Origin of the sequence: Streptomyces sp. NPDC059866 (assembly GCF_042731325.1) — a bacterium.
In the GTDB taxonomy this organism is placed as follows: domain Bacteria; phylum Actinomycetota; class Actinomycetes; order Streptomycetales; family Streptomycetaceae; genus Streptomyces; species Streptomyces flavusporus.
The window spans coordinates 1-24,737 of sequence record NZ_JBHWJT010000063.1 but is presented as its reverse complement, the minus strand read 5'-3'; the positions used below and the strand labels follow the sequence as shown (position 1 = coordinate 24,737).

Below are 24,737 nucleotides of genomic sequence, written 5' to 3'. Positions count from 1 at the left end.
AACGGAGAACTCCGGGCGGGCAGTCGGCGGTGAAGCAGAAACCCTCACAGCGCGAGCCGTGAGAATCCCCCTCGTTCACGAGGGGGAGAAGTCAACTTTCTTGGAGGGCGGGTCAGCTGTTGGCCGGGCAGCCCAAGGTGCCATTGGCCCGCGCGGTCGGGGAGCCGCCGCGGACCCATTCCGCGCAGCTCGGCACATGCCAGTTGCGGCTGCTGTTCACCATGAGTTCGGTGTCGGAACCGGGACGCGTGTAGTTCAGGCCCATGCACGAGCTGCCGGGGTCCATGCCCGCGTCGTTGCAGTCGTTGCTCAGCTTCTGGCCCGCGAGTGCGTAGGGAGAGCTGGTCTTTGCGCCCTTTTCGGCGTGGATCCAGAAGTTGTAGGTCACACCCGCGGTGAGCTTCTTCGGGTAGCCGACTCCGACGGAGAAGTCGAGCTTCTGGCAGGAGTCGGTCGTGTCGTCCCAGTCCCAGTATGTGACAGAGCTGCTCGGGAAGTTCCAGCCGTAGTCGACGGCGTTCCACTTGAAGCCCGTCGACCAGGCCGCCCAGAACTCCGTGTACGCGCTGTTCGCGCAGTACGGGCGCGGGAAGATGTCCACGAGGTCGTAGTTGTACAGCGACAGGTTGTGCTCGTAGCCGAAGTCGTCGCCGAAGGCGGCGAGGTCAGTGGTGGAGTTCCAGCGCATGTAGTGCCGGAAGTGACGCGGCTTCGCACTCGCGGAATAGCGGTACGCCTGCATCTCCACCGAGACGGGCGCCCACGCCTTGCCGATGTTGGCTGGTGCGGTCGGCTCCTCCGCGCTCGGAGCGGGCTCCTCGCCCGGGGCGGTCGTCTGCTGTTCCGCGGCGGGCTGCTGCCGGCTCGCCTCGACGGCGGCGAGCACCGCGGCACGGCGGCCCAGCAGCGTCTCCCGGTCCCGGGTGGCATCGGCGGCCTTCTCGAGGGTGCCGAGCGGAAGCTGCTCCACCGTCGCGGCATCGGAGTCGAAGACGGTGGTCTCGGCAAGCGCCGGGGCGAGGGCCGAGAGCCGGGCCGAGGGTATCTCACCGTCCACCACCACGAGGAAGACCAGCGGCTCCACGCCGTACTCCGCGGTCACACTCTGGCGCATGCTCTCGATGGCCTGGTCCGCCGGGACGCCGGGACCGGGCTGGGATCCGCCGCCGAAGTCACCGGTGTAGCGCAGCAGTAGCGGGTTGAGCCCAGACAGGGAGACCTTGAGCTCGTCGAGGGTCTGGGGGGCGGCGAACAGCAGACGTGTCACCTTCGGTTGCACCTGTGCAGTGGTCGCCGAGACCGTCGTCTGTGAGTCGGGGGCCTCGGCCTGCGCCCTCGCCGTCGTGGCGGGCAGCACGGTCAGGGCCAGGCAGCCCGCCGCGACCGCGCTCCACAGGCTCAGCTGTCGAAACGTCATGTATTGCTCCGAAATCTGGGATTTTTGTCAGCTCTTGGTGCGGGAAAGGACGTCGCCAGTGCGGGCGTCGAGCTCGACGCGCTCCACATTCGGTGTCTCGGCGCCGGGCCGGCCGGTGAGTCCGCGGTCGACGGTGACCGTCCAACGGGAGGCGTTCCAGGTGTCGGGCGTCGCGATGGCGGTGCCCTGCTGGTCGCCGATCGCGGCCCGGGCGGCGGCGAGGGCCTCCTCGGCGGTGAGCGCGAAGCCCGTCGTGTCCGCGGTCCCGTGGGTGGCGGACAGGTAGGTGACGGCGCCGGTACGGCGGTCGATCTCGACCGTCACCTCGCGCGCCCCGGGGTGCCCGGCCTCGGTGGGACGCCAGCGCAGCAGCGTCACGGCGTCGCCCTCAACATGGCTGATGGCCTCCTCGGCCACCAGCTCCCAGTCCGGCCCCCAGGCAGCGACATTGCGCCCCACGAACTCCTCGGCGGCCGCACGGACCTCGGCCGCGCCGAGCAGCGCCTTACCGCTTGTCGACGGGGTCCCGACGAGATCGAACAGCGAGCCGTCCGCGGCCGTCCGGTACTCGACGCCCTCGGCGCTGCGTACCGCCGTGAGCGGCTCGCCCGCGGGACCCTGCGAGGAGGTGGTGGCGAGGGGTGTCAAGGACGCCGGGGACGAGAACGCTGGTGTGGCGACCGGCTTGCTGTTCAACGGCTCACCGGCATGGGCCGGCTTGAGCGTGACCGCGCCAGGGTTCGCCACGGCGCCACGGATCACGTACCTGTCCCAGCCGTCCGCTGATCCCTCCTTCGCGACGAGGTCGGAGCGGGACCGTGCGAGCGCGGTGGACACGCTCACGCCGGTGGTGACGTGGTATGAGAACCGGTTCCAGAAGTAGTTGCCCGAGTAATTCGTCGCGCTCGGCAGCGTGCCTGACGTGGTGGCCGGGTACATGACGAGGTCGGAGAAGCTGATGACCGAGTCGATACCGCGGGAGACGGCGACCTCGTTGAAGTTCCCGAGCTGCCCCGTCAGCGAGGTGTCGCAGCCCGCGAGGACGAGCAGACGCATGTCGTCCACATCGTTGTACGGCAGGTACTCGGTGAAGAACCGCAGGTTCGCGTAGAGCGGGAGAAGGTCCTGCGTACGACCGGCGGCGAGGATCGCGTCCTGATCGTCCGAAGGCCCCTCGTCCGTCTGGAAGATGCCGCCGTTTGCATGCCCGAACAAGGCGAAAATGCCTGAATCCAGGCCGTCCACCCAGGCGTCGTCCGCGCTGCGCCCGGCGGTGTGGCTGGTGCCCGTGTAGCCGAGCGAGCGTGCCGCGTCGCGGAACGCGGTGGCGCTGAGCCGGGTGTCGAGGCCGTCGTTGAACCGCCTGCCGAGGCTGGTCTCCTCGACTGCCCCGTGAGCGGGCGGCGCGCCGATAGTGAGGGCGCAGACGAGGGAGACCGAGAGCGCGAGCAGGGGTCCCCGCCTCCGGCGGCGTCCGCCCTTTGTTGTGTATGCCATTGACTCTCCGCTGGTGTGGCTCACCGGGCCTCGGCCCGGCGCTGTGTCACCTGCTCTACGCATGGGGGAGGTAGGTCCCTCGCGGAGAAGTCGGAAATCTTCTCGGAGATCCTTCCGAGCCTGCGGGGCGGCCGGATCAGGACAGCAGCAGGGGGACGGGCTCCTCGGACGGCGCCGGTACGGCCGGCAGGGCGGGGAGGACCGGGTCCGCCGACAGGTCGGGTGCCCCTGGCAGCGGCGGCAGGCCCGCCGCCGGAGCCTCCGGGACCACGGGCAGGTCCGGCGCCGGAGCCTCGGGCAGGGCCGGGAGGCCGGCAGCCGGCTGCGGACCGGACGGCGCCCGGGCAGGCCCGCCGTCCGTACCCTGCCCGGGAGCGGCTTCGGCCGGTACGGCACCGCCCGTCGCGCCCGCCGACCGCACCTCCTCCGGCATGCCGGGTCCGGCAGGGTCGGCGGCATTGGCCCCTCCGCCGGCCTTCGCCGAGCCCGCCTCGTCCAGGGGAAGCGAGGCCGCCGTGTCGGCAGGGCCGGACAGGGACGGCCGGGGAACCGGAGGACCCTCAACCTCCGCGGGCGCCACCAGCACGAAGCCCGCGATCGCCACGGCGACGCCCGCGGACGCCAGTGCCGTCGCGGGCGCCGCGGCCGACGATCCTCCGTCCACCCGCGGACGGCCCCGCCACAGGCCCATGACGAGGGCCAGCGTCGTCGCCAGCGCTGCGCGCAGGGTCTGCCGTGCCCGCCCCAACAGGGATTCGGTCGCCTTGTACGTCAGCCCCATCCGCTGGGCGACTTGTGTCACGTCGAGGTCCTGTGCCTTCAGGTGCAGCGCCTCCGCCTGGCGCCGGGGGAGTGCCGTGCTCTGGAGGGCGAGCCACTGTGCTTCGGCCCTGTCGCACACGGTGTCCTCGGGGGCCTCGATCTGAGGGCCGGTCAGGACGGAGCGTGCACGCAGGCCCAGCGCCGCGTCCCGGTTCAGTTGCCGGTGCCGGTCGACGCAGAGCCGTACGGTCACCGAGGTCAGCCAGGCACCCAGCCGCTCACGATCGACTTCCGGGTTCTCCACGGCGCGGACCATCGCTTCCTGGACCGCGTCCTCGGCGTCCTCGATGCTCACGGACCGGCGTCGCGCCACCTTCAGCAGCGCCTCCCGGTGGCTCCACAGCCGCTGCCACTCGGAGTCCGCGGACTCATGTGTCGACAAATGCCTGCCCCTTTCCGCGGCCAGACTCGCGCGATGCGCGCCGAAATCTAACCCACGCCCCCGGCGCCGGACGCCGTGGGGTTCGACAGAGGTAACGGGAGCGGCGAGGTCAGGGCCTCGATCCGCCGATGTGTTCTTGAAGAGGGCGTCTGCCCTGGGCGCCGCTTCTGGGGCAAGCGGGTGTCGGCGGCGGTCAAGCGGTTGCCCGCGCCAGCGCGGCGGGAGATGAGGCCAAGCCGCTGCTGGCGCGGGAGACCGACCAGAAACTGGGGCCGCCGGCGTGGAAGCGCGCGGTGTTCTCTAGCCCCGAACTGCTGCCCGGGCTGACCCAGGAGTGCTGCCGCTGCGGGCGGACCCCTCGCATCCCACCCGTCAGCCGATTTCCGTTCACGCGCCGCGCCCCCGGTCAAGGGCCGCCTCAGCACGCGGGCGGGCCCGCGCCAACACCGCAGGGGACGCGGGCCCGACAACCGCACGGTCACGGCACGCAGTGCGTCACCGTCACGCACACCTTGCTCACCGCGACCGGCACCTGAACGACCTGCTGCGCGCTGCCGGTCGCAGAGACATCCGTGGTGGAGGCGGCCACCACGAACGGGTTCCCGACGGCGTCCTTGACCTCGACAGCGACCCCGACGTGCCCCGTCGCACCGCTGCACGTCACGCCGACGACGAGGCGGGTGCTGTTCGGCGTCGGATTGGTCACCGTCGGCGCGGTGGGAGTGCACGACGCGGCCGCCGAGGCCGACTGGTGGTCCACACACGGCCTTCGGACTCGCCCCAGGCTTCAGCCGGGTCCCGCAGACTGGGGGGTGCCGGACGCGCGGTCGCCCGCCATCCTCTGACCAGCACGCCCGCACCGCCTGGCCGCAGTTGACACGGCTGCACGCCCGCCACCGCGGGGCCTTCGCTACGTCAACGGCGAGCCGCCGACGGCGAGAGCGTCAAGCTCATGCGCCTGCGCTACGGCGGACCGCCAGCAGATGGGGCTTCGCCCTCTACTACGCCAGCAGCGACCGCTGCGAAGACTCCTTGCTGCCCACCGGCGGCTTCGCCGGCGCCCCCGAAGAAGCCCTCGACTGCGCCTGCCAGCTCCACCTCGCCGCCCCGGACCTCTGACCGGCAGACACACCACACCGGATCAAGAGGCAACCCCGAAGAACTTCGAACATGGACCACTTGGGCGGGCGGAGAGCTTGGGGCGGCGGGGTCGCAGATGGTCAGTTGCGGCGGACGGTGTTGGCGCAAAGGGTGTGGATGCGGCCTGACCGTGCCGCGCCGCCGGTAGGGCTGGCAGCGTCGTACGGCAGTCACGCCTGGTCGCCCCCGATGGGCTGGTCGCAGGCCAGGCACATCGCCATGCCGGTGAGGGTGTCGTGGTGGTCGCACAGGGCCACGACGGAGCGGGCGAGCCGCTTCACCCGCTCGACCTCCCCGCTCAGCCGCGTGGTTTCCGGTTCGTTGATGCGCCGTCGGGCTTCGCCTACTGCGGCCAGGGCGACCCGCGCTGGTACGTCGTCTTCGGGCAGGCACACGGTGATCTGCTCGATCTGGGGGATCAGTTGCTGCAGGTAGCCGAGGAAGTCCTGGCCGAAGCCCTTGACGGTCTGGTGGCGGGCCAGGGTCTGCTGGTCGATGAACCAGGTTGCCTGGGCGCGGATCAGGCCGGTGGACGGCGCCGGCGCCTCGGTCCCCTGCGGGGCGGCGTTCACTGGAGAGCGTCCGCCTCGCGGTGCACGGGGCAGGCGCACGGGGCGTGCTGCGTGCTCAGGTCCTCAAGTGCGGGCTCGTAGTTGTAGGGCATGCTGACCGTGGCCCGCGGCGGGCTCACCACCCCGTGCCGGCTGACGGTGTAGACCTCGCTGGTCATCTTCACGCCGTCTGGGCGCTGTGATGTGGGGCCGATACCGTTCGTCATGTCGACGCTCCCTCACACCGTTGAGCGTGGCCGCCCCCCGGGGGGCCGTGTCCGCGGTCGCCGGGGCCTGGGCTGTAGTGCTCCTATCCGTTCCAAGGAGTGCAGGTGGCAGTCACGGGCGGCCGTGACCAACTTTTGTGGACACTGGTCACGCCGGTGACCTGGGCTGCTCGCCTTTGAATACGCAGTGTTGGGCTGTAGGGCGGGCTGATTCCGGCTGACGCTCACTCAGGGCAGTGAGCAGGGCCGCTACCGTGAGTCCACAACGCCGTGCAGGGAGCTTGCCGATGACTGCCCCCACCAAGCCCGGTTCCAAGGCCGACCGGGACGCTCTGCGACGCGACATGACCACTGCCGGATGCGCGGTCGCAGACATCGCCGTCGAGATGCGTACCCGCTACCGGATGCGCCCACGAGAAGCGTGGCGGCACGCTTGTGGGTGGACCCTCCAAGAGACGGCGGACCGCATCACTCAAGCCAGCAACCAGCATTCCGGCGAAGCAGTCGCCGCGGACGCCTCACTCGTGGGCAAGTGGGAGGGATCTGTCGGAAAGCGTGTCTGAAATTGGTGCCCAAATAGGCGGACCTCGTCAGACGGGTTCCCGGCAGTGTTGCGATGGTAGGGCTGGCCTGCAGCTGTGCCACCGCCCACAGCGTAGCGGCTGGTGCTGCGTCGGCCGGAAGGTTGGTCAGGTTGGCTACTGCGGGGCAGGTCAGATGGGGAGTTCGGTGTCGCTGGGACTGGCTGGGGGATGGGGGAGGTGCCAGGGAGGCGTCAAGCTGCGAGGTCGGCCGGCTGCTGGTTCAGGCCCCGGGCGCTCTGGGCCGCGGCTCGGGCAGTGGAGTTGTTGACCCAGGCGTATCCGATGTAGATCAGCAGGGCGGCGTTGGCGCCGTAGGCGGGAACCCTTTTATATGAGTAGAGGGTGTCTGAAAAGCCGGTCAGCGGGCTGATCTTGCAATGCGTCGCAGGAGGAGCAGGGACATGGCCAGGTAGATAGCGTTCTCCGAGTTGACGCGCAGGAATTCGTAGTCCTTCGAGAGACGGCGGCAGCGCCCCAGCCAGGCAAACGACCGCTCGACCACCCAACGGCACGGGACAACCGCGAAGCGCGGCCCCTCGCGCGCCGGCGCGTTCGCCCAAGCCCACGTGGAGCGGAAGCCGTCGTCCTGGCGCTGCACGATCTCCACGGTGCCGCCGTGGTCGACCCGAAGCCCTGGCTGTGCCTCGGGTCGGGCAGGTGCCCCCCCGGGTCGTAGGCGACACGTTCGTCTACCGCGACGAGAGCCATGTGGCGGAGTCCTACGCCGAGGCGCTGACCCCGGTGCTGCGCCAGGAGCTGCGGAAACCGGGGATGCTCGGCGGGTAGCCCTGGAGCAGCCTGCTCGTCTGCCTGGTACTGGCTTTCCTAGGGACGGCTGCCCAGGAAAAGGCCTCCCTGTATGCCCAGGCACTCCGCCACGACGATGGATCCCGCAAGGCGCCCTTCGCAGAGGAAAGCCGCCTCTGCCGCCGACGCCGGATTCCCGTCGAAAGATGGCAAGACTGATGATCGCCGACAAGCCGGCTGCCCCCGACCTGCGGGGGTACCGGCGCCCTACCGCCCCCCACCACCGGCAACACCGCCCCTGGCACTTCAAAACCGTGGTCGCGGTCGTCTTCGTGGTCATGGCCGCCAGCAGCGCACCGTCTCCGCTGTACGGTCTCTACCAGCAGCAATGGCACTTCGGCACGACCACTTCGACCGTCGTCTACGCCTGTTACGCCCTAGGCGCGATCCTGACCCTCCTGGTCGCCGGAGACCTGACCGAGCACCTGGGTACCCAGCGGACGATCGTGACGGCACTGGCCACCATCGTCGTCAGCTTCCTGACGTTCGTGCTCGCCACGGGAGCCTGGGCACTGTGCCTGGCCCGCTTGGTCCAGGGCGTCGGGGTCGGGTTGCTCACCAGCAGCGCGGGCTCAGCGCTGGCGGCTCTGCACCGGGACCGCAGTCACCAGGCCGCGGCGGCGGCCAACAGCGCGGCGACCTCGACAGGCATCGCGCTGGGCGCTGTGTTCTCCGGCCTCGCCGTTCAGTTCGCTCCCGCACCGCTGGTCACCCCGTTCGTCGTGCTGACCATCCTGTCCGTCGGCGGACTCGCCCTGGTGCGGGCCATTCCCGCTTGGCAGATCGTGCCCGAACGGCTCAGGCCCTGGCGCCCCCGGGTGCTGCGGCTGGGTGCGGAGTCACGGGGGGTCCTGCTCCGGGTGGCCCCCGTCGTGACGGCCGGCTGGGCGGTCGTCGGCCTGTACCTGGCACTGGGGGTCGACCTGGTCGCCGGCCTGCTGCACACCACTGACAGGGCACTGTCCTCGCTGGTCATCCTCGTGGTGCAGGGCTGCGGCGGCATCGCTCCGATGCTGCTGCGCAGGCTCGGGGACCGGTCGGCATCGGTGACGGGGTGTGCGCTGCTCGTAGCCGGGGTCGGGGCGTCCGTGATCGGGTACGACACCGCCCACGCCCTGCTGTTCTTCTCCGGTGCGGCGATCACCGGTGCGGGCTTCGGTCTGACCTTCATGGGGTCCACGAGCACCGTGACGGCGGCGATGATCGCCGGGGGCTATCCCCAGCTCCTGCCGGGGTTCTTCGCCCTGGCCTACCTGGCGGTGAGTGTGCCGGTGGTGGTTCTGGGCGCCGCTGCTTCCCGGTTCGGCGTCGCGGTCGCCTTCTCGGGGTTCGGACTGCTTGTGGCACTGCTGGCCGTAGCGGCAGGGGTCATTGCTGTCCGCTCGGGCCGGGCCGAGCTCCGGAAGCAATAGCTACATCCAATCCGGTTTTTCTAACATCGAACGAATGAGAGGTAGTGGCATGGCCACTTGGTTCATCACTGGTGCGTCCCGCGGTTTCGGTCTGGAGATCGCGCGCCAGGCACTGGAGCGGGGCGACAACGTCGTGGCGACGGCCCGCAGGCCTCAGGACGTACAGGACGCGCTCTCCCGGTACGGGGACAGCCTGCTCGCTGTCGCCCTGGACGTCACCGACGAGGCGCAGGCCCGTGCGGCTGTCGAGGCAGCCGTGGAGAGGTTCGGGACGATCGACGTCCTGGTCAACAACGCTGGACGCGGTGTGCTGGGCGCGGTGGAGGAGACGTCCGATGCCGCGTTCCGCTCGGTCTACGACACCAACGTCTTCGGTCTGGCCAACGTCACCCGCGCCGTGCTGCCGGTCATGCGCCGGCAGCGGTCGGGCCGCGTTCTCAACCTGAGTTCCATCGGGGGCTTCGAGAGCGCAGCGGGCTTCGGCGTCTACTGCTCCACCAAGTTCGCCGTGGAGGGCATCTCGGAGGCGATGCGCGCCGAACTGGCGCCGCTGGGGATCCAGGTCACGATTGTCGAGCCGGGATACTTCCGCACCGACTTCCTCGACGCCACCAGCCTGCTCACAGAGGGCCGGATCATCTCCGACTACGCCGAGACCGCCGGCGCCGTGCGTCAGGCCGTCCCCGGGCTCAATCGCGCCCAGCCCGGTGACCCGGTCAAGGGAGCCACGGCCATCCTCGCCCTGGCCGACGCCGCCAACCCGCCGCTGCGCGCCCAGCTCGGCAGCGACTGCGCCGCCGCCATGGACCGTAAGATCGCTCAGCTTCGCGAGGAGACCGACGCCTGGCGGGAGCTCGCCCTGTCCACGGACCATGACGACGCGAAGGTCGCCGTCTGACCCGCCGTACGAGGCGTATGGGTCGTATGAGAAGGAGGCTGCCGTGACAGAACTCGGTGAATACCTGCGCGCATGCCGCGCCCGGGTCAGTGCGGAGCAGGTGGGGCTGCCCACGTCCGGGCACCGCCGGGTGCCGGGACTGCGGCGTGAGGAACTGGCGTCGCTGGCGGGCGTCAGCGTGGACTACATCGTGCGGCTGGAACAAGGCCGCGCGAAGTCGGCGTCGCCCGCCATCCTCACGGCCCTGGCCAGGGCCCTCGAGCTGCGCCCCGACGAGGAGCAGTACCTGCTGCGGTGTGCCGCCGAGGCCGGCGTCTCCGACCGGGCGAAGCCGGCCGCACCGAGAAGCCAGCGGGTGTCGCAGGCCACCCAGGTCCTCCTGGACAGCATGGTGAATGTCCCGGCACTCGTGCTCGGCCGCCGCATGGACATCCTGGCGTGGAACCGCCTGAGCGCCGCGCTGTTCACCGACTACTCCAGGCTGCCGGCCAAGCGGCGCAACCACATATGGCTCACCTTCCTCGACCCCGAGGTCCGCGGCCTGTACGCGAACTGGGAGCAAGTCGCCCAGGAGTGTGTCGCCTACCTCCGCATGGACGCCGGCCGTTACCCGAACGATCCCGAACTCGCCCGCCTCGTCGGGGAACTGTCCTTGAAGGACCCCGACTTCCGCCGCTGGTGGTCCGACCACAGGGTGCGGTCCCAGCGGCAGGGCCGCAAGGAGTTCGTCCACACGGTCGCCGGTGAACTGAGCCTGGACTTCCAGGTGCTGGATGTGCGGGGCTCCACGGACCAGAGCCTGCTCGTCTACACGGCGGAACCGCACTCGCCGAGCGCGCAGGCCCTCACCTTCCTGGCGGGCTGGGCCGCTACCGAGCTCCCCGCCCGGCCGACGGAGGCGGCAGGATCCCCCCGGCGGCGCGGGGCAGCACCTTCGGCGGGGGAATCCGAGGACGGGGCGTAGCGCATCACCGGGACGGCCGGGCCGAAACACTTGGGGAGCAGGGTGTGCGACACCCTGCTCCCCAACGCTGTTCGTCTATACGCTCCTCACCTTCGCCCTGATCCTGAGCAGCCGGCAGATATCCGGCAACGTCTCCCGCTACCTGCTTCCCGCCTTCCCCCTGCTCTATGAGGGCACCCAGCAGATTCGGTGAGGAATCGCGCCCCTCGGACTTGGTTGAGCAGCTCAACGAGTCCACGACCAGCAGCGGGCTCCGATGCCGCGCGCGAGCGCCTCGGAGGACACTGAGGGCGTACCGAGTTCCGAAGCGAGTGAAAGCTGATGACTATGGGCGCATCTCACGCCATCAAACGCAGTGGTCCCCATGGTGGAGTCCCGGCAGAGAACAAGGCCCACATCCTTATCGACCAGCGGGGCACGGTGGTCGGGTGAAGCCCGGAGGCCGAAGGGCTGCTGGGCCACCCGGCGGATGCAATGCCGGGGCGCCCGGCACTGGACCTGCTGGCCGGCGCCGATCCCAATCGGTCACAAGAGCGAGGGCCGCTTCCGAGCCCTTCGCCCGGGTCCTTCACCTCGCCGCGGCACGCCGGGGCAGTGCGCGCCGGCGCTCAGGGCGTCCGGCAGAGGGGCAGGTGCTCGTGGTAAAGCATCCCGTCGCGGACCTCTCTCGTGGCGGTGAAGGCGGGGTTGCCGACGTAGTCGATGTGTCAGCCAGCACTCAGGGTCGTCTGAGAGGCTTGGGTCCTTTGTGACGCCAGGCGGTGGTCCACCGTGGCGATGGCCGTCAGGACGACCACAACCATGGTCATGCCGATCCAGCCGGCGATGGACGCCGTCGCTCCCAGCGGCACCGCGCACACCGCCCCGACCACGCGGTCGGCGATCCGTCCGCTTCCCAGCAGGCCCCGGTAGGCCGCGTGGCCCAGGAGGAACAGCGCGGTGCCGCAGCCCAGCCACCACCGGTGCGCATGACCGTCGAAGTGGTGGATGGCGTCGGTGATTCCCGCGGCAACCAGAATGATGCCGACGATCATCACGAGGTGTGCGCCGGTGAACGCGTAGTAGGCGAGCATTTGGCGACGGTGCTCGGTGGCCTTCTCGAACTCCGCGTCGGCCCGCGTTTCATCCCCGTCGAAGTACACCCACCACAGACCCGACGCCACGGCGATCCCCAACACCACGCCGAGCGCCAAAGGCGCATCCACCGCGTGGCTCTCCGATCCTTGGGCGCCGATCCCGATAGCGACCACCGACTCACCCAGAACCACCATCAGCAGCAGTGCATGCCGCTCCACGAAGTGATGCGGCTCGAGGACGAAGCCGCGGATGCGGCCCAGGAAGGGCGAGAGGTACAGGACCAGCACAGCGGCGGCCCAGCACACCCAGCCCCATGCTTCCGGAAGGTGCGGGGCGACGAGTACGAGAAGGCCGGCCGCGGCGTTGAACGGCATGTTGCGCAGGATGGCCTGCCGCGCCGACGGGACATTGGCGGTCAGATAGACGATCCCGTGGATGGCAACGACGGCCAGATACGCCAAGGGGAAGGCCCAGCCCTCGGGCACGAAGGCGTACGGCACATCCAGCCCCATGATGAAGAAGCCGGTCATGGCAAGCATCAGCAGCAGGCGCACCTGCACCGCGTCGGGCCGCACCGCGTTGGTGAGCCATCCGAACCCGCTGAACATCCACCACACGATGACCATCGGGAACAGCGCCTTGAGGAGGCCCTCCCACCCGGGATGGCTCTCCACCGCGTGGGTGACCTGGGTGACGACGAAGACGAACACCAAGTCGAAGAAGAGCTCGGCCGGCGTCACCCGGCCCTGGGTTCTCTCTGAAATCCACAGTCGCCTGGGAACGAGAGAAGTATCGTTCCGTACGGTTCTTCTCATGGGCGGTTCGCTTTCCCCCATCGGTACGAGCGGACAGCCGTCCGCCGGGGCACCCGGTGGCGGATCCTGCGATCGAAAGAGGCGGCAGAAACGCCACAGCGCGCCTGACCCTGCTCGCCGTGGCTGAGGGCAAAGGTCTCCTGGCAGTTGGCGGCATCCAGACTAACTGATCGTTTCTGCGTGAGATCGGCGTGCCGGCTGGGTTCGACTCGCTGCTCGGCAATGACCACGGTCGCCTCGACCCCACCGAGATGATCGACGCGATGGTGCGGATCGTGCCCAGCGACATGAGCAAGTTCTGCAACGTGGTACCGGAGTTCGTCGAGAAGATGCTGAAGCAGAGCCAGGCCGAGGCCTGGGACATCACCATCCGGGTGTTCCATCCACGGAGATCGACGACAGGGATCTTCGCTGAGACATCTCGAAACGGCTGAGGGCCTTCTGGAGCAGCGCGGATCGCCACATCCGCAGCGGAGACCGGAAGGCCCTCATCCCGCATTACCTCAGCCCCGGCAGGGGCGAATTTCCCCCAGAGGTCTGGGGCTGTTGAACAATGAGAGCGCGACAACCAGCGGATCGGCCATGCCTCGAAGGCTCCGTGAGGACGATTTTCCGTTGATCACTGCGTCATCGGCCTGGACACGGTAAGCCGAGGTCAGTGGTGTCGGTCGCCGCCGCGCTCGAGGCCGGCAGCGGCACCGCTTGCGCCTCCCGGCTCGCGCTCGGCGGCGCAGGCACCAGCCATGGCGCGGCTGACGCGGAACGGGTGCTGCTCGGCGGGCCGGCCACGGAGTCGGTTTTCCGGGAGGCAGACGTGGCCGTTCTTACGGCACTCGTGGCGATGGCCGGATCGGTGGTACGGGTGAGCCGGCGAAGGCCTGCGTCGGAGGGCGAGCCCGGGACGACGCTGTAGGTGAAGAGCATCTGATCAGGTTCGTTCGGAATGTGGAGGCGTTCGCTGTGGAGCACGATCTCGCCGGCCAGAGGATGGCGGTAGCGACGTCGGCCGTTCCTGCAGAGCTCAACCTCATGGGTGGCCCAGATTCGGCGGAATTCGGAACTCACCGCCGTGAGCTCGTCGACGAGCGCGGCGACGGCTGGATCGTGTGGATGGCGGGCGGCGTCGAAGCGCAGCATGGCGATCGCCTCGTGTGCTGCGATGTTCCAGTCCGCGTACGGTGCCTTGCCCGGAGCATCGAGGATCAGCCAGCGCAGGTAGTTTCCGTGGGCTCTCAAGCCGCGGAACAGCGCGTGCGCGGGCTCGTTCATGGCGAGGAGGTCGAGTAGCCGTCCGAGGACGAACGCCGGGGTGGAAAGGTTCTCGAGCAGCAGGCGTAGTCCGGCGCTGATCTGCTGGTCGTCGGCACACCTGGGTGCGTGGGTGGCAGACGTCCGGGCGATCTCGTACAAGTAAATTCGCTCGACAGAGGTGAGGCGCAGAATCCTGGCGACCGAGTCCAACAACGCGTCTGACACGTTGGGGCAACGACCCTGCTCGAAGCGGACGTAGTAGTCCACGCTGATGCCGGCGAGGTCGGCCACCTCTTCCCGCCGAAGGCCGGGCACACGGCGCGCTCCAGGCCCGAGCGGCAGACCCGCCTCCTCGGGTGTCACCCGGGCACGGCGTGAGCGCAGGAAATCTCGGAGCATCGTGTTGCGGCTCATTGGGGCTGCCGCAGGGCAGCGAAGGGGGGTACTGACGTATCTAGTGCTGAATTCCGCTTTTGGTGGGTATAGCTGCTGGTAGCGGGGTGGTTTCGGGTACTCGGGGGCGGGTGCTGGGTCATGGTGCTGCGGGCGCGGCCGGGCCGTGACGAGGGCGAGCAAGCGGTGGTTCGCCGCCTGGCGTCGGCGAGAAAGGCGCCGAAGGTTGTGGTGGAGCGGTGCCGGAGGGTGGAGCTGAGCTGGGACGGCTGGCTGGTCCCGCAGATCGCCGACGAGCTGAGGTGCAGTCAGAAGACGGTGCGCCGCTGGCTGCACCGCTTCAACCGCGCGGGACTGGAGGGTCTGGAGGATCTGGGCGGGCAGGGACGCAAGCGAAGGATCACCGAGGCCGAGCGCTCGAGGATCGTCGGCCTGGTCAGGCAGACCCCGCCCGGGCGGCTGGAGGTGCAGCCGTCGAACGAGATGTGGGCCGCGGACGAGACCGGGCCGGCGGAGTGGACCCTGGACGCCCTGGCCGCCGCCGCCCGGGAGCTGGGCATCGAGGTGAGCCGCTCCCAGGTGCGCAGGATCTTGCCGGCCGAGGGGGTGCGCCGGCGCCGAACCCGGTCCTGGGCCCGGTCGAAGGACCCCGGCTTCGAGGGAAAAGGACGCGGATCGTCGCGCTCTACACCAGCCCGCCCGACGGCGCGCCCGTGGTCTGCGCCGACGAGCTCGGCCCGGTGATCCCCCGCGCCGTCCCGCCGGCACCGGGCTGGTCGCCGGACGGGCACCGCATCAAGAACGAGATCGACTACTCCCGCGGCCCGGAGAAGACCTGGGTCTACGGAGCCCTGCGTCCCCGGGACGGGCAGGAGGTCACCATGACGGCCACCTCCCGCAGCAGCGCCTTCTGCCAGCAGTTCCTCCAGCTGGTCGAGGAGGCCAACCCGCACGGGGACATCTACGTGATCAGCGACAACCTCTCCTCACACAACAGCCTCTCCACCCGGACCTGGCTGGAGGAGCATCCCCGAATCCGTCACGCGTTCATCCCGGTCGGCGCGTGCTGGCTCAACCTGCAGGAAGGCTGGTGGCGACTGTTTCGCAAGACCGCTCTCGCCGGGCGCTCCTTCGGCGACCGCGACCACATCACCCACGCGACCCGCGTCGCCACCGACCAGCTCAGCGCCCGCGCCAGACCATGGATCTGGGGGAGACCCTCACCACCCACCAGGCGCTTACGCCGCCGCTATGTGTACGTCCTTTGAGGAACGCAGCAGTAGTCCGGGAAAGCCTGTCCTGCGTGTTCTGCGTCCTGGCCCCCTTCGACGTCCTCGTGCGCGCCGTCCGCCCGCTACCGCGACTTGGAAGCGAAGATCGGCCACCGCTTCAAGCAGAGCCACAGCCTCGCGGAGGTCTATGCCGAGGCCGAGCGCCTCGAGCGCGAGGAAGGCCCCCTGGTCTGGAACCGCGGCGACGCCGTCCGGCAGCACCTCGGCGCTGGCGCGGCTGACGACTACCTGGCCCGCGTCGCGCTGGCCACCTGATCCCCTCCGCCTCCCCGCCGCCCCAGAGGCCGCCGGCCACGCGGCACGACCCTGGGGCGGGCGGCCCCGGCCCACAAGGAGACCTCGGTGACGTCCACCGACGCCTCGAGCTCCCGGGAGCAGCTGTCCTTCACAGTCCAGACGGAGATCCCGACCGCATCCGATGGACCAGGCCATCCGCGACGCCCGTACGCTGCGCGCCCCTCACCGAGCAGTACGGCACGGGGTCGCCGTCGGCCTGAGCCCACTGCGACGAACCGGGCCGGAGCCCGGCGGCATGCCGGCCCGGGCCCGGCCGCAACAGGGCGTGGGCCGAGCAACAGGCCGTTCCATGGGCGCTGGACAGATCGACCGCAGCGGACCGGGCTGCCGGGGCGGCAGCGTGCGGCCGTCAGTCCATGCCCCTCGGGCGCCGGTCGGCCGGGGCGCGGCCGGGGCGCAGCCAGGCGAGTTCGGCCGAGGTCAGCGGTGGCTCGGAGGTGGGCGGCTCCGCCCGCCCGAGCAGCGTGGACAGCACCACCCGGGGGGCGGCCAGCCGCGCGAAGGAGCCGGAAAGCGTATACGCCTCGAACAGCGCCTCCGCGGCGATCTGCCGGCTGCCGGCCGTCCGCACCAGCCGGTCGGCGTACCGCTGGAGCATGCGGACGGCGAGACGGGGCCGTGGGCCGACGGCTCCCGGGTAGCGGATGTCCTGGCTGGTGGCCGTGCGCCAGGCCGAAGAGGCGGCGTCCGCGATCGCCTGCTGGACCCGTCCGGACCAACCGAACGCCGGACCGGGGGAGTCGAGGGCGTCGCGCAGCGCGCACGCGCCGCGGGCCGCGACCGACATGCCGTGGCCGTAGGTGGGGTTGAAGCAGGCGACGGCGTCGCCGAGGATCACCAGCCCGTCCGGCCAGCGGGAAAGGTCCTCGAAATACCTCCGCCGATTGCCGGTGCTCCGTGAGGAGTAGACCGGCCCGGCCGGCTCCGCGAGGGCGGCGAACTCGCCGACCACCGGGTGGCGTACTCCGCGGGCGAAGTCGATGAACTCCCGCCCGTCCGTAGGTGGTTCACCGCCGCGGGTGCCGGACAGCGTGACGAGCCACCGCCCCTCCTCGATAGGCAGCAGCGTCGCCGTACGCCCCGGGCCCGCCGAGCGCGGATCGGCCTGGACGGTGATCAGGGGGAATGCGCCGTCGAGGCCGGGGGGCGCCCGGAACACCCGCGACGCGTACGCCGCTCCGGCATCCACCTGCCGCTCCCGCACCTCGGGCAGCCCCAGGCCGGCCAGCCACCGCGGCGCCCGAGAACCGCGGCCGGTGGAGTCCACCACGAGATCCGCCCGGAGCGCGCGCCCCGAGCCGAGCGGACCCTCACCCAGTCGCACTCCGGTGACCCGCGAGGCGTCGCCTAGGAGCCCGGTGCACCGTACGCCGTCGTGCAGGGTGACGGCAGGATCGGCCAGTACGCGTCTCCGCACCACCCAGTCCAGAAGGTCCCGGCCGCAGGTGAGGATGTACTGGAACTCCTCCGTGCGCTGCATCCAGCCCTCCGCGGACAGGTACACCAGATCAGTCGGCAGGGCGATGCGGTGGGCGCCGGCGGCGACCCAGCGGTCGAGCGTGCCGGGCAGCAGCGATTCGACGGCCCGGGCTCCGCCGGACCACAGCAGATGGCCGTGCCGTGCCTGCGGCAGCCCCGGGCGGCGTCGTGGACCGGTCGGCAGCGTGTCCGCCTCGATGACGGTGACCCGGGAGAAACGCTGGCTCAGCGCGCCTGCCGCGAGCATCCCTGCCCAGCCGCCCCCCAGCACCACCGCGTGTGCTCGCCTCACACCGACACTCCCTCGCCCGGGGAACGTCTGCGGGGGCTCCGGGCCGCATCCGCCGCCGGGCCGGCGGAGAGCCGGCGCTGCAATTCGAGATGGCGGAACTGGTAGGCGGCTCCCGCCTGTCGGAGCACTCCGCGCTTCTCGTGCGCGTCCCGGAGGAATGCGAGGAAGCGCAGCGGAATCCTCCGCCGGGCGGCGAGCACGCACTTGGCGAAGAAGAAGTTGCCCCACACGGTCTTCATGCAGGCCCCGACCGCGCCCGCTCCGAGCCCCGCGACGATGCCGACGCCGAGAATCACGGCGTTGTTCACCGCGTACGCCTCGGAGAAGACCGGCCGGGTCGGGACCACGCCGATGAAGCCCGCCAGGGACGCCGCCGCTCCCATACACAGTCCCGCGATCAGGACGAAGAACAGAAACGACCTGCGGTCGCGGTCGAGCAGCGCGAACGGGTTGGTGGCCGCTTCGAGATCGACCTCGGCCGTGCCGAGACCGAGCCCGACCAGCGCCCCGATCCCCGACAGCAGCGCCACGGACACCCCCACGGTTACCGCGACCATGACGTCCACTCGCTCCGCGGCGACTAAACCCGCCCCCAGACCCGCGAGCACACCGAAGGCGGCGCCGATGACGGACCCCCGGACGGTCCACCGGAATCCAGTGGACGGGACGAGCGTCCGCTTTTCGAACACTCCGGCCCCGAAGAATCCGAGCACCCCGTTGAGGGCTCCGATCACACAGCCGAACGTGGGCGTTGTGAGCCAGGCCCCCAGCAGGGTGACGGGAACCCCGATCAGCACGCCCAGCAGCACGCCCCGGAGCGGGAAGCCGATCCGCGGATGACGCCGTGTCGCATAGGCCGCGTAGAGGAAGACGGCACCGCTGTTGACCACCCCGGCGGCGAGCCCGAAGCGGTAACCGGCCAGGGCGGTCACCCCGCAGACGACGGCCACCAGGTCGAATAGGGCCAGCGTGGCGGGCCGCAGTGCGCGCGGCGCCAGGCGCGGGAGCTCCCACCAGAAGAACTCCGGCGCCCTTCCTGGCGCGGAGTCCATGACCCGGGCCATCAGCCTGAGCGTCTTCTTCGCTCTCCCCACCGTCCAGAGAGACGGATGACCAGGCATGTCCCGGTAGACGGCGGCGACGAAGCTCTCCAGAAGGTGGGTGCGCAGCGCGGCCGGAGTGCCGAAACGCGTGGCGTCGCCCAGCTCCGCCGGGTCGGGAACGAGCGCGCTGGCCTCGCCCGGGCGCGGATTGTAGATCGTCCGGGCCAGGGAGAGCATCAGCGGATTGCGCAGCACTGCGGCGACGGCCGAATCCGTGGTCAGAGCCGCGAACACCGGCACCCATCGCGCCTGTGCGGCCGCCTCGCCCGCGTCCCGTCGCAGATAGGTGACGATGTCGTCCACGCCCAGACTCAGCAGCTCGATGCCCGCCGCGCCCCGCATCCGGTACGACACCCCCACCCCGAGCGTCGTCGCCTCCCGGTAGGCCTCGGTTCTGCAGGAGAGCACGAGGCCGTCGCCCGGACGCAGACTGTCGTTGAGCCGGCTGATGGCGGTGGCGCGGGCGGCCGCGGGCATCTCGTCCAGCCCGTCCAGCACAGGGAGGACGAGTCGCCGGTCCATCAGCGCCATCGCCAGGGTGGATCCGCCCGGCGCCGTGTTTTCCACGGCCCTCAGCGCGGGGTGCTCCGACATCAGCCGCTCGGCCATCCACTGCCGGAAGCCCTCATTCCCGGGGTCCCATGACGCGATGGGCAGCAACACCGGTACGCACCCTCCATCCGACCGGCGTTCCAGCAGGTCCAGCACCAGTCTGCTGAGCAGCACGGTCTTGCCCGAGCCCGGTTCTCCCAGCACGACCAACCGTCGGGTGGGGACGCGGGAGAGGACATCGGGCAACTCCGCTCCGCCACCAGCCAGTTCCGCCACGCCACCGGCCCACGCCTGGCGTCCGGTACCGGAGGCGCCGGCCCATCCTTCGGCTGTCAGTACGATGTAGGACCACTCCTCGGCGAGCTCACTCCCGGCAGCCGTCCAGCGCACGGGCAGCGGGTGCGGTTCGTCGATGCGCCGCAGCCGCGCCTCCGCCTCCCACTGCTGCCGTACCGCGACGGCGAGTTGGTCCGCCGTCCTCGCCAGGTCCGTGCCGTCCGCCGCCTCCACGCGGTCCGCGTGGAAGGCCTTCCACGCGAGGTAGAGGCCGGGGGCCGCGGGGACGACGGCGATCAGTGTCGCCGAGAGCCGGGCCACCTCGTAGTGCTTGGCCAGCCAGAGCACCGTGATGAAGCAGACGGCGCACAGCGCGATGTACACCAGACGGGCGCGGCGGGTTCGCACGCTCGGATGGGTCACGGTCTCATCCCCCTGCCCGGCCCGGGGCCGGGAACGCGCAGAATGAACCGCTCCATCATGCCGAAGTGCGCGCAGTCGCCGTCGCCGGACGTGCCGGGCCAGCGGACGTAGGAGGCCGTCCGCAGTGCGTCGACGCCGTAGTCCCGCCGTTTCAGCGGGCCGCCAAGAACCGTGCCGCGCCGCGGATCGCAGCCCGCGCCGGGACGGTCGACGGCCCGCCCGGCACCGTCGATCCGCGTCCCGAGACGGAGCGCGGAACCGCCCCTCCGCAGGAGCACCGCCCATATCTCGGCCCCGCACCGCCCGGACAGAACGCCCCAGCGCCATGCGGTGAAAGCCTGATGGAGCGGTGCGGCGCCCCAGTTGTGGTCCTGATACGCCCATCCCTCGACCTCATGGGTCCCGCCGGGCGTACGGACCTCGCCGTGGAAGCGGGCCAGAGGCATCGGCACGGACCAGTGGGCCGTCCCGTCCGGCCCGGTCCCCTCCAGCAGCGAGGTCCGGTCAGCGCGCCACGGGCCGCCGATGCGCGCGATGCTCAGGCTCACCCCGTAGCGGGGAAGATCGAGCGCCACCGTCCAGCCCTCCGCATGCTCCTGGAGTAACGGGGGTGCGTGGAGACGTCCATCGGGCGTCCGGATACCAGCGGGCACCGTGTGGTGCACGGGACTCTCGCCACCCAGCATCAGGGACGCCGACACATACGGGCCGGACCCCCGATTGCCGACGACATCGGTCAGATGGGCGGTGACCGTAAGAAACAGCTCCTGGGAGGCGGCATGGAGATACCACCACTCGAACCCCTCGCCGGCGGCGGCCAGAAAGCTCCCGTTGTGTCCCGTGGACCGAGATGCCACGACGCCCTCCCCCTGGTCATCCCCCGGCGCCGCCGGACGGCCCGCCCGGCTTCGAGGTGCGGAGAATGATACGGACCGTACCCGCCCCGGCACAGGCCGCGACCGGCCCGACCGCTCCAGGACCACGGATCGCCCCGCAGGGCGATGGCGGGTTCGCCTGGCCGCGGCCCAAGAGGACTCGCCGTAAGCCTGCATCAGGTCCGGCAGCCGCACGGAGGCCAGGTCCTCGCGGGTCAGCACGCCGAGGTATCCCGAGAACCGCAAGTCCCGGTACGCGCAGCTCTTCTCGCACAGGGTCCGCAGCGAGCGGCACGACGGCGAGGACGGCAGCAGCTGGCTGTGTCACTTCGTTGGGGAGTCATTTGGAGGTGCTTCCGGGAGTCACCTCGCGTGGCTCAGCAAGATCAATGTCGGTGAGTTTTGATGTCACTGGCTCGCCGTGGAAGGGGACGAGATGCGTGTTCGTCGCCAGCGAAGGTGGTCGTGGGCCGTGGCTGTTGCTGCCATGGTGTGCCGATGAATACGACACCGGATGGACGGCCTATCCCACCCGCGCATGCTGACGAGCGCGCCATGCTGGAGGCATGGCTGGAATTTCACCGTGCAACTCTTGCCCTGAAGTGTTCGGGCCTCAAGGATGATCAATTACGGCTTGCTGCAGTGTCACCTTCGTCGATGACGCTGCTCGGTCTCGTTCAGCATCTGGCTGAGGTGGAACGCAACTGGTTCCAGCGTGTATTCGCAGGTCAAGATGTGCCGCCAGTCTTCGGGGAGAACAACGCCGACGGCTATGCGCTCCGGCCGGACCGAGGGCTCGACGAGGCAATGGCTGCCTGGCAAGCCGAGGTCGCCCGAGGCCGTGAGCTGATCGCTGATGCATCGCTGGACGCTTCCGGGCGCCTGTCCGAACAGGAAGCGGGTTATGTCGGCGATCAGGGGGTCTCCCTGCGCTGGATCATGGTGCACATGATTGAGGAATACGCACGTCACAACGGTCATGCCGATCTCATTCGCGAGCAGATCGACGGAGTCACCGGCGCATGAGACGTGCTTGCGCGGGCGTAAGTACCCCGCAACCACCCCGCGCCCGCGTTGAGCCGGCGGCGGGTTGGGAGGCCCGGGCCTTGGTGTGGGCGAGGCGGTAGGACTCGGTGCCGGTCTGGATGATGGCGCCGTTGAAGGTGAGCCGGTCGACGATCGCGGCGCAGAGCCGTGGGTCGGTGAACGTCTTCGTCCCCCCGGAAAACGACTCGTTGGAGGCGATGGCGACGCTGTTCTTCTCCTCGCGTTCGGTCAGGACCTGGAACAGCAGCTCGGCGCCGCGGCGGTCGAGTTCCATGTAGCCGAGTTCATCGATGCATAAAAGATCGACACGGCCGTAGCGTGCGATCGTCTTCGACAGCTGCTTCTCGTCGGCGGCCTCGACCAGCTCGTTGACGAGCTTGGTCGCCAGCACGTAGCGGACCCTGAAACCCTGCATGGCGGCCTCGGTGCCCAGGGCTATGAGCAGGTGGGACTTGCCGGTGCCGGAGTCGCCGATCAGGCAGAGCGGTTCGCCCTTCTTGACCCACTCGCAGGTCGCGAGCGTGTTGACGGTGGCGGGGTCGACGTTGGGGTTGGCATCGAAGTCGAAGGCCCGCAGGCTCTTCTCGCGGGGGAAGGCCGCGGCCCTGATGCGGCGTTCAGACCTGCGTCGGGCCCGGTCGTCGCACTCTGCCATCAGCAGCTCAGCCAGGAAGGCCCGATACGACATCTGCTCGCGGGCGGCGCCGTCGGCCTGGTCCTTGAACTGCTGGCGGATGGTGGCCCGACGGCGGCATGCACCTGCGCAACGGCCCAGCCAGGCGGCGGAATTGTTCTAGACGTCGGCTGTCCCGACCACAGCACGAGCTCCCCGCTACCAGGGACTTGCCCGCCGACAGGCTTTTCAGACGCCTTTTAGGAGGGTCAGAGGTCGGCGCAGATTTTGCGGGCCTTGGCCAGTTCCTTTTTCACTTCGGTGTCGACTTCGAAGACTTGGCGGTGGCGGTTGTGGGCCCGGGTGATGGCCTCTGCGAGCGGCTCGTACGAGGAGTCGCCCACGGCGGCGGCCGTGGCCAGGTCGAAGGCGCCCGCGAAGCGATACAGCGCTTGCTCGCCCGCCTTGCCCTTCGTGAAGAGCTTCGATTCGTCCATGCCGGCCAGCGCATCGCACGCCCCTCGGGCGTCGTTCCCGGCGCTACTGCCTGCGTCCGACGTGCCACCGGTCAATGCCCAGGCCACGCCCACGCCTGCGCCGCCCACCAGCAGGCCGACCAGCACAGCGGTCACCAGGGGACCCCGGCTGCGGGCCGGCGTGGTGGGCGGGGATGGCGGGACGGGGGCCTGGTACGGCTGCTGTGCCTGCATGTACACGACCATAACGGGCTGTCCGTCTGGGTCATCAGTCGGGTCCCGGTGACGCTCGGAGGGGGGATCCGGTTACCAGCCGTCAGGATCAAGGGACGGTGTTGCCGACGATCTGGGCCAACTCGTCGGCCGACTCGGAGGTCAGACGGTAGAACCCCTGGAGGCTGACTGAGCGTTCGAGGCGGCCGTCCACCACGTGCTTCAGACCGCGCGTCTGGCCTCGGCGGTTACGCCAGGTGAGCCTCGACAGAAGATCGCCGGGGACCGGCATATCGAAGCGCACGGGCGTCGCGTCCACATGCACCGCCGCGGCCGCCGACACCGAGCATCGACCAGTCGCCGTGCCCGGGAAACGCCGGGTCCTGCCACGTCGCGGGGGCGGTGCCGCAGCAGTCGCGCCGCTCCATGTCGATCACCCGCATCCGGCTCACACGAACACGACGCACCGGTTGACGTGCAGCGCGTACACCTCGTCCCCGACACGGGCACCTGACCAGGCGGGCAGGGAGGAATGGACGCCGCTGAAGGCGACTGGCGGCCGCTCGCCCACGTGACCCGCCTTGCGCAGGGCACGGCAGGTGTCATGGGTCCACAAGACGGTGAAGGCGTCAGACATGCCGTGATCTTATGAACGAGGACTGACAGTCTTCTGTGGGGACAGCGCTCCTCTTCTCGACGCTCGCTCGGCGGGAACCCCACGGGGAAGCCCGTGGGGTGGTGCTGCGCCTGGCGGGGTGTTCTGCCTTGCCGTCCTTGACCGCAATGTTCGTTCGCGCCGCGCTCGATGCTGCCGGCGTGGACGCCCGTGTGCCGGGCCAGGGCCTCGACGCCCTTGGCGGTGTCGATGGCCTTCTTGACGTCGGGCTCGTTCTCGTACATCACCCGGATCCCGCCCGCCTCCGAGTAGCGCGGGTGCTGCGGGTCGGTGATGCCGGACAGCGGGATGCCCTTGCCGAGGACGGCGGCGCCGCACGGGCAGGGAGTTGCGCCGCGGGCCGCGTGGCGTCGGTGCGGGAACGCGCACGACGGTCGGCGGCATCGACGGCGATAACGTCGCCCCTCTTGCACGCCCCGGACGGACGGAGGTGTTGCGGCAGGGGACGGTGAACTGGAGGGGTGCGCCCGTGCAGTAGCCGCTGACGAGACCTTCCCGATCATTCGGATTCCGCGCCCCGTAGGTTGTCCGTCAGCAGGCCGACGTAGACGGAGAGAGCGCATGGTGATGGACAGGGACCTACGCGGGCTCGCGGCAGGAGGCGACCGAGCGGCCCAGCCGGCCGAGAACGCTTCTCCTCGACGCCGTACGGGTCCGATGCACTGGTTTCTGTGGTTTCAGTTCAACAGCGCGTGCGTAGCGGCCTCGGTGGCCCTGATGTGGTTCGCGCCGGTGGTGCCCCTGCCGGTCTTCCTCCGCGGCCCGGCCTTCGTCACCTGCGCGCTGGCGATACCGTTCCTAAAGACTGAGCGGGAGTGAGTCCTGTTGCCAGGACTCATGCTCAGCCGAACGCCCCGAACGGTGTTGGGCGTTCTGGTCGACCGCG

26 protein-coding genes and 1 pseudogene are annotated in these 24,737 nt (G+C 69.9%); 9 read left to right on the top strand and 18 right to left on the bottom strand.

The features are described 5' to 3' along the window. Nucleotides 1-112: 112 nt before the first annotated feature. The 7 genes from ACFV7R_RS43945 to ACFV7R_RS43915 all read right to left on the bottom strand — a co-directional run bounded on the left by ACFV7R_RS43945 (nucleotide 113) and on the right by ACFV7R_RS43915 (nucleotide 7,227). Nucleotides 113-1,417 (bottom strand): hypothetical protein, encoded by a 1,305-nt coding sequence (locus ACFV7R_RS43945; RefSeq protein ID WP_385275481.1) that lies wholly within the window; start codon nucleotides 1,415-1,417, stop codon nucleotides 113-115. Nucleotides 1,418-1,444: 27 nt separating this feature from the next. After that, nucleotides 1,445-2,914 (bottom strand): PepSY domain-containing protein, encoded by a 1,470-nt coding sequence (locus ACFV7R_RS43940; RefSeq protein WP_385275478.1) that lies wholly within the window; start codon nucleotides 2,912-2,914, stop codon nucleotides 1,445-1,447. A gap of 136 nt (nucleotides 2,915-3,050) precedes the next feature. Beyond that, nucleotides 3,051-4,118 carry a sigma-70 family RNA polymerase sigma factor gene (locus tag ACFV7R_RS43935; RefSeq protein ID WP_385275475.1) on the bottom strand — a complete coding sequence of 356 codons (1,068 nt, stop codon included), beginning with the start codon at nucleotides 4,116-4,118 and terminating at the stop codon, nucleotides 3,051-3,053. Nucleotides 4,119-4,596: 478 nt separating this feature from the next. Continuing rightward, entirely contained in the window at nucleotides 4,597-4,824 is a 228-nt protein-coding gene (locus ACFV7R_RS43930; protein WP_385275472.1) for a hypothetical protein, read from the bottom strand. A 604-nt stretch (nucleotides 4,825-5,428) separates the two neighbouring features. Beyond that, nucleotides 5,429-5,830 carry a DUF6415 family natural product biosynthesis protein gene (locus ACFV7R_RS43925; protein ID WP_385275469.1) on the bottom strand — a complete coding sequence of 134 codons (402 nt, stop codon included), beginning with the start codon at nucleotides 5,828-5,830 and terminating at the stop codon, nucleotides 5,429-5,431. Next, nucleotides 5,827-6,036, bottom strand: a complete 210-nt coding sequence (locus ACFV7R_RS43920) for a hypothetical protein (RefSeq protein WP_385275466.1) — start codon at nucleotides 6,034-6,036, stop codon at nucleotides 5,827-5,829. Before ACFV7R_RS43920 ends, ACFV7R_RS43925 begins: the two co-directional genes overlap by 4 nt. Nucleotides 6,037-6,978: 942 nt before the next feature. Then, complete coding sequence (locus tag ACFV7R_RS43915; RefSeq protein WP_385275463.1) at nucleotides 6,979-7,227, bottom strand: transposase; 249 nt, start codon at nucleotides 7,225-7,227, stop codon at nucleotides 6,979-6,981. Between the two features lie 50 nt (nucleotides 7,228-7,277). Between ACFV7R_RS43915 and ACFV7R_RS43910 the strand changes: the two genes are divergently transcribed. The 4 genes from ACFV7R_RS43910 to ACFV7R_RS43895 all read left to right on the top strand — a co-directional run bounded on the left by ACFV7R_RS43910 (nucleotide 7,278) and on the right by ACFV7R_RS43895 (nucleotide 10,701). Further along, a complete protein-coding gene (locus tag ACFV7R_RS43910) occupies nucleotides 7,278-7,406 on the top strand; it encodes a hypothetical protein (RefSeq protein WP_385275461.1) in 129 nt (42 codons plus the stop codon). 167 nt (nucleotides 7,407-7,573) lie between these two features. Further along, nucleotides 7,574-8,839 (top strand): MFS transporter, encoded by a 1,266-nt coding sequence (locus tag ACFV7R_RS43905; RefSeq protein WP_385275458.1) that lies wholly within the window; start codon nucleotides 7,574-7,576, stop codon nucleotides 8,837-8,839. A 49-nt stretch (nucleotides 8,840-8,888) separates the two neighbouring features. After that, on the top strand, nucleotides 8,889-9,737 hold the full coding sequence (locus tag ACFV7R_RS43900; protein ID WP_385275455.1) for an oxidoreductase: 849 nt from the start codon (nucleotides 8,889-8,891) through the stop codon (nucleotides 9,735-9,737). A 43-nt stretch (nucleotides 9,738-9,780) separates the two neighbouring features. Continuing rightward, the gene (locus ACFV7R_RS43895) at nucleotides 9,781-10,701 is read left to right on the top strand and encodes a helix-turn-helix domain-containing protein (RefSeq protein ID WP_385275452.1); all 921 of its coding nucleotides are present in this window, start codon (nucleotides 9,781-9,783) and stop codon (nucleotides 10,699-10,701) included. Between the two features lie 608 nt (nucleotides 10,702-11,309). Here ACFV7R_RS43895 and ACFV7R_RS43890 read toward each other — a convergent pair. Next, a complete protein-coding gene (locus tag ACFV7R_RS43890; protein WP_385275483.1) occupies nucleotides 11,310-11,405 on the bottom strand; it encodes a hypothetical protein in 96 nt (31 codons plus the stop codon). Between the two features lie 3 nt (nucleotides 11,406-11,408). Next, on the bottom strand, nucleotides 11,409-12,593 hold the full coding sequence (locus ACFV7R_RS43885) for a low temperature requirement protein A (protein ID WP_385275449.1): 1,185 nt from the start codon (nucleotides 12,591-12,593) through the stop codon (nucleotides 11,409-11,411). 191 nt (nucleotides 12,594-12,784) lie between these two features. Here ACFV7R_RS43885 and ACFV7R_RS43880 point away from each other — a divergent pair, with 191 nt between their 5' ends. Further along, entirely contained in the window at nucleotides 12,785-13,027 is a 243-nt protein-coding gene (locus tag ACFV7R_RS43880; protein ID WP_385275446.1) for a hypothetical protein, read from the top strand. A gap of 193 nt (nucleotides 13,028-13,220) precedes the next feature. Here the strand turns inward: ACFV7R_RS43880 and ACFV7R_RS43875 are convergent, their stop codons facing one another. Then, nucleotides 13,221-14,258 carry a helix-turn-helix domain-containing protein gene (locus ACFV7R_RS43875; RefSeq protein WP_385275443.1) on the bottom strand — a complete coding sequence of 346 codons (1,038 nt, stop codon included), beginning with the start codon at nucleotides 14,256-14,258 and terminating at the stop codon, nucleotides 13,221-13,223. 120 nt (nucleotides 14,259-14,378) lie between these two features. Here ACFV7R_RS43875 and ACFV7R_RS43870 point away from each other — a divergent pair, with 120 nt between their 5' ends. The 3 genes from ACFV7R_RS43870 (at nucleotide 14,379) to ACFV7R_RS43860 (ending at nucleotide 15,784) form a co-directional block, all read left to right on the top strand. After that, nucleotides 14,379-14,981, top strand: a complete 603-nt coding sequence (locus ACFV7R_RS43870; RefSeq protein WP_385275440.1) for a helix-turn-helix domain-containing protein — start codon at nucleotides 14,379-14,381, stop codon at nucleotides 14,979-14,981. Further along, on the top strand, nucleotides 14,951-15,505 hold the full coding sequence (locus ACFV7R_RS43865) for a transposase (RefSeq protein ID WP_385275437.1): 555 nt from the start codon (nucleotides 14,951-14,953) through the stop codon (nucleotides 15,503-15,505). The genes ACFV7R_RS43870 and ACFV7R_RS43865 overlap by 31 nt, the downstream gene beginning before the upstream one ends. A gap of 96 nt (nucleotides 15,506-15,601) precedes the next feature. Then, nucleotides 15,602-15,784, top strand: a complete 183-nt coding sequence (locus ACFV7R_RS43860; protein ID WP_385275434.1) for a hypothetical protein — start codon at nucleotides 15,602-15,604, stop codon at nucleotides 15,782-15,784. 391 nt (nucleotides 15,785-16,175) lie between these two features. Here ACFV7R_RS43860 and ACFV7R_RS43855 read toward each other — a convergent pair whose 3' ends face one another. From ACFV7R_RS43855 to ACFV7R_RS43845, 3 genes are read right to left on the bottom strand one after another with little or no spacing between them, the layout of a single operon-like run. Next, the gene (locus tag ACFV7R_RS43855) at nucleotides 16,176-17,597 is read right to left on the bottom strand and encodes an FAD-dependent oxidoreductase (protein WP_385275431.1); all 1,422 of its coding nucleotides are present in this window, start codon (nucleotides 17,595-17,597) and stop codon (nucleotides 16,176-16,178) included. Beyond that, the gene (locus ACFV7R_RS43850; protein ID WP_385275427.1) at nucleotides 17,594-19,951 is read right to left on the bottom strand and encodes an NACHT domain-containing protein; all 2,358 of its coding nucleotides are present in this window, start codon (nucleotides 19,949-19,951) and stop codon (nucleotides 17,594-17,596) included. Before ACFV7R_RS43850 ends, ACFV7R_RS43855 begins: the two co-directional genes overlap by 4 nt. Continuing rightward, nucleotides 19,948-20,808, bottom strand: coding sequence for a hypothetical protein (locus ACFV7R_RS43845; RefSeq protein ID WP_385275424.1), 861 nt, complete (start codon nucleotides 20,806-20,808; stop codon nucleotides 19,948-19,950). Before ACFV7R_RS43845 ends, ACFV7R_RS43850 begins: the two co-directional genes overlap by 4 nt. Nucleotides 20,809-21,324: 516 nt before the next feature. On the opposite strand from ACFV7R_RS43845, the gene ACFV7R_RS43840 reads away from it, so the two are divergent. Next, the gene (locus tag ACFV7R_RS43840; protein ID WP_385275421.1) at nucleotides 21,325-21,852 is read left to right on the top strand and encodes a DinB family protein; all 528 of its coding nucleotides are present in this window, start codon (nucleotides 21,325-21,327) and stop codon (nucleotides 21,850-21,852) included. On the opposite strand, the gene istB is transcribed toward ACFV7R_RS43840, so the two are convergent. The 5 genes and pseudogenes from istB to ACFV7R_RS43815 all read right to left on the bottom strand — a co-directional run. Then, nucleotides 21,839-22,561, bottom strand: coding sequence for an IS21-like element helper ATPase IstB (gene istB / locus ACFV7R_RS43835; protein ID WP_385275418.1), 723 nt, complete (start codon nucleotides 22,559-22,561; stop codon nucleotides 21,839-21,841). The genes ACFV7R_RS43840 and istB overlap by 14 nt on opposite strands. A 194-nt stretch (nucleotides 22,562-22,755) precedes the next feature. Next, nucleotides 22,756-23,118, bottom strand: a complete 363-nt coding sequence (locus ACFV7R_RS43830; protein WP_385275415.1) for a hypothetical protein — start codon at nucleotides 23,116-23,118, stop codon at nucleotides 22,756-22,758. Between the two features lie 166 nt (nucleotides 23,119-23,284). Then, nucleotides 23,285-23,518, bottom strand: a complete 234-nt coding sequence (locus ACFV7R_RS43825; RefSeq protein WP_385275489.1) for a hypothetical protein — start codon at nucleotides 23,516-23,518, stop codon at nucleotides 23,285-23,287. 105 nt (nucleotides 23,519-23,623) lie between these two features. Further along, the gene (locus tag ACFV7R_RS43820) at nucleotides 23,624-23,812 is read right to left on the bottom strand and encodes a hypothetical protein (protein WP_385275486.1); all 189 of its coding nucleotides are present in this window, start codon (nucleotides 23,810-23,812) and stop codon (nucleotides 23,624-23,626) included. A 167-nt stretch (nucleotides 23,813-23,979) separates the two neighbouring features. Then, nucleotides 23,980-24,162, bottom strand: a pseudogene (locus tag ACFV7R_RS43815) (hypothetical protein); the annotation flags it as partial. Between the last annotated feature and the right edge of the window lie 575 nt (nucleotides 24,163-24,737).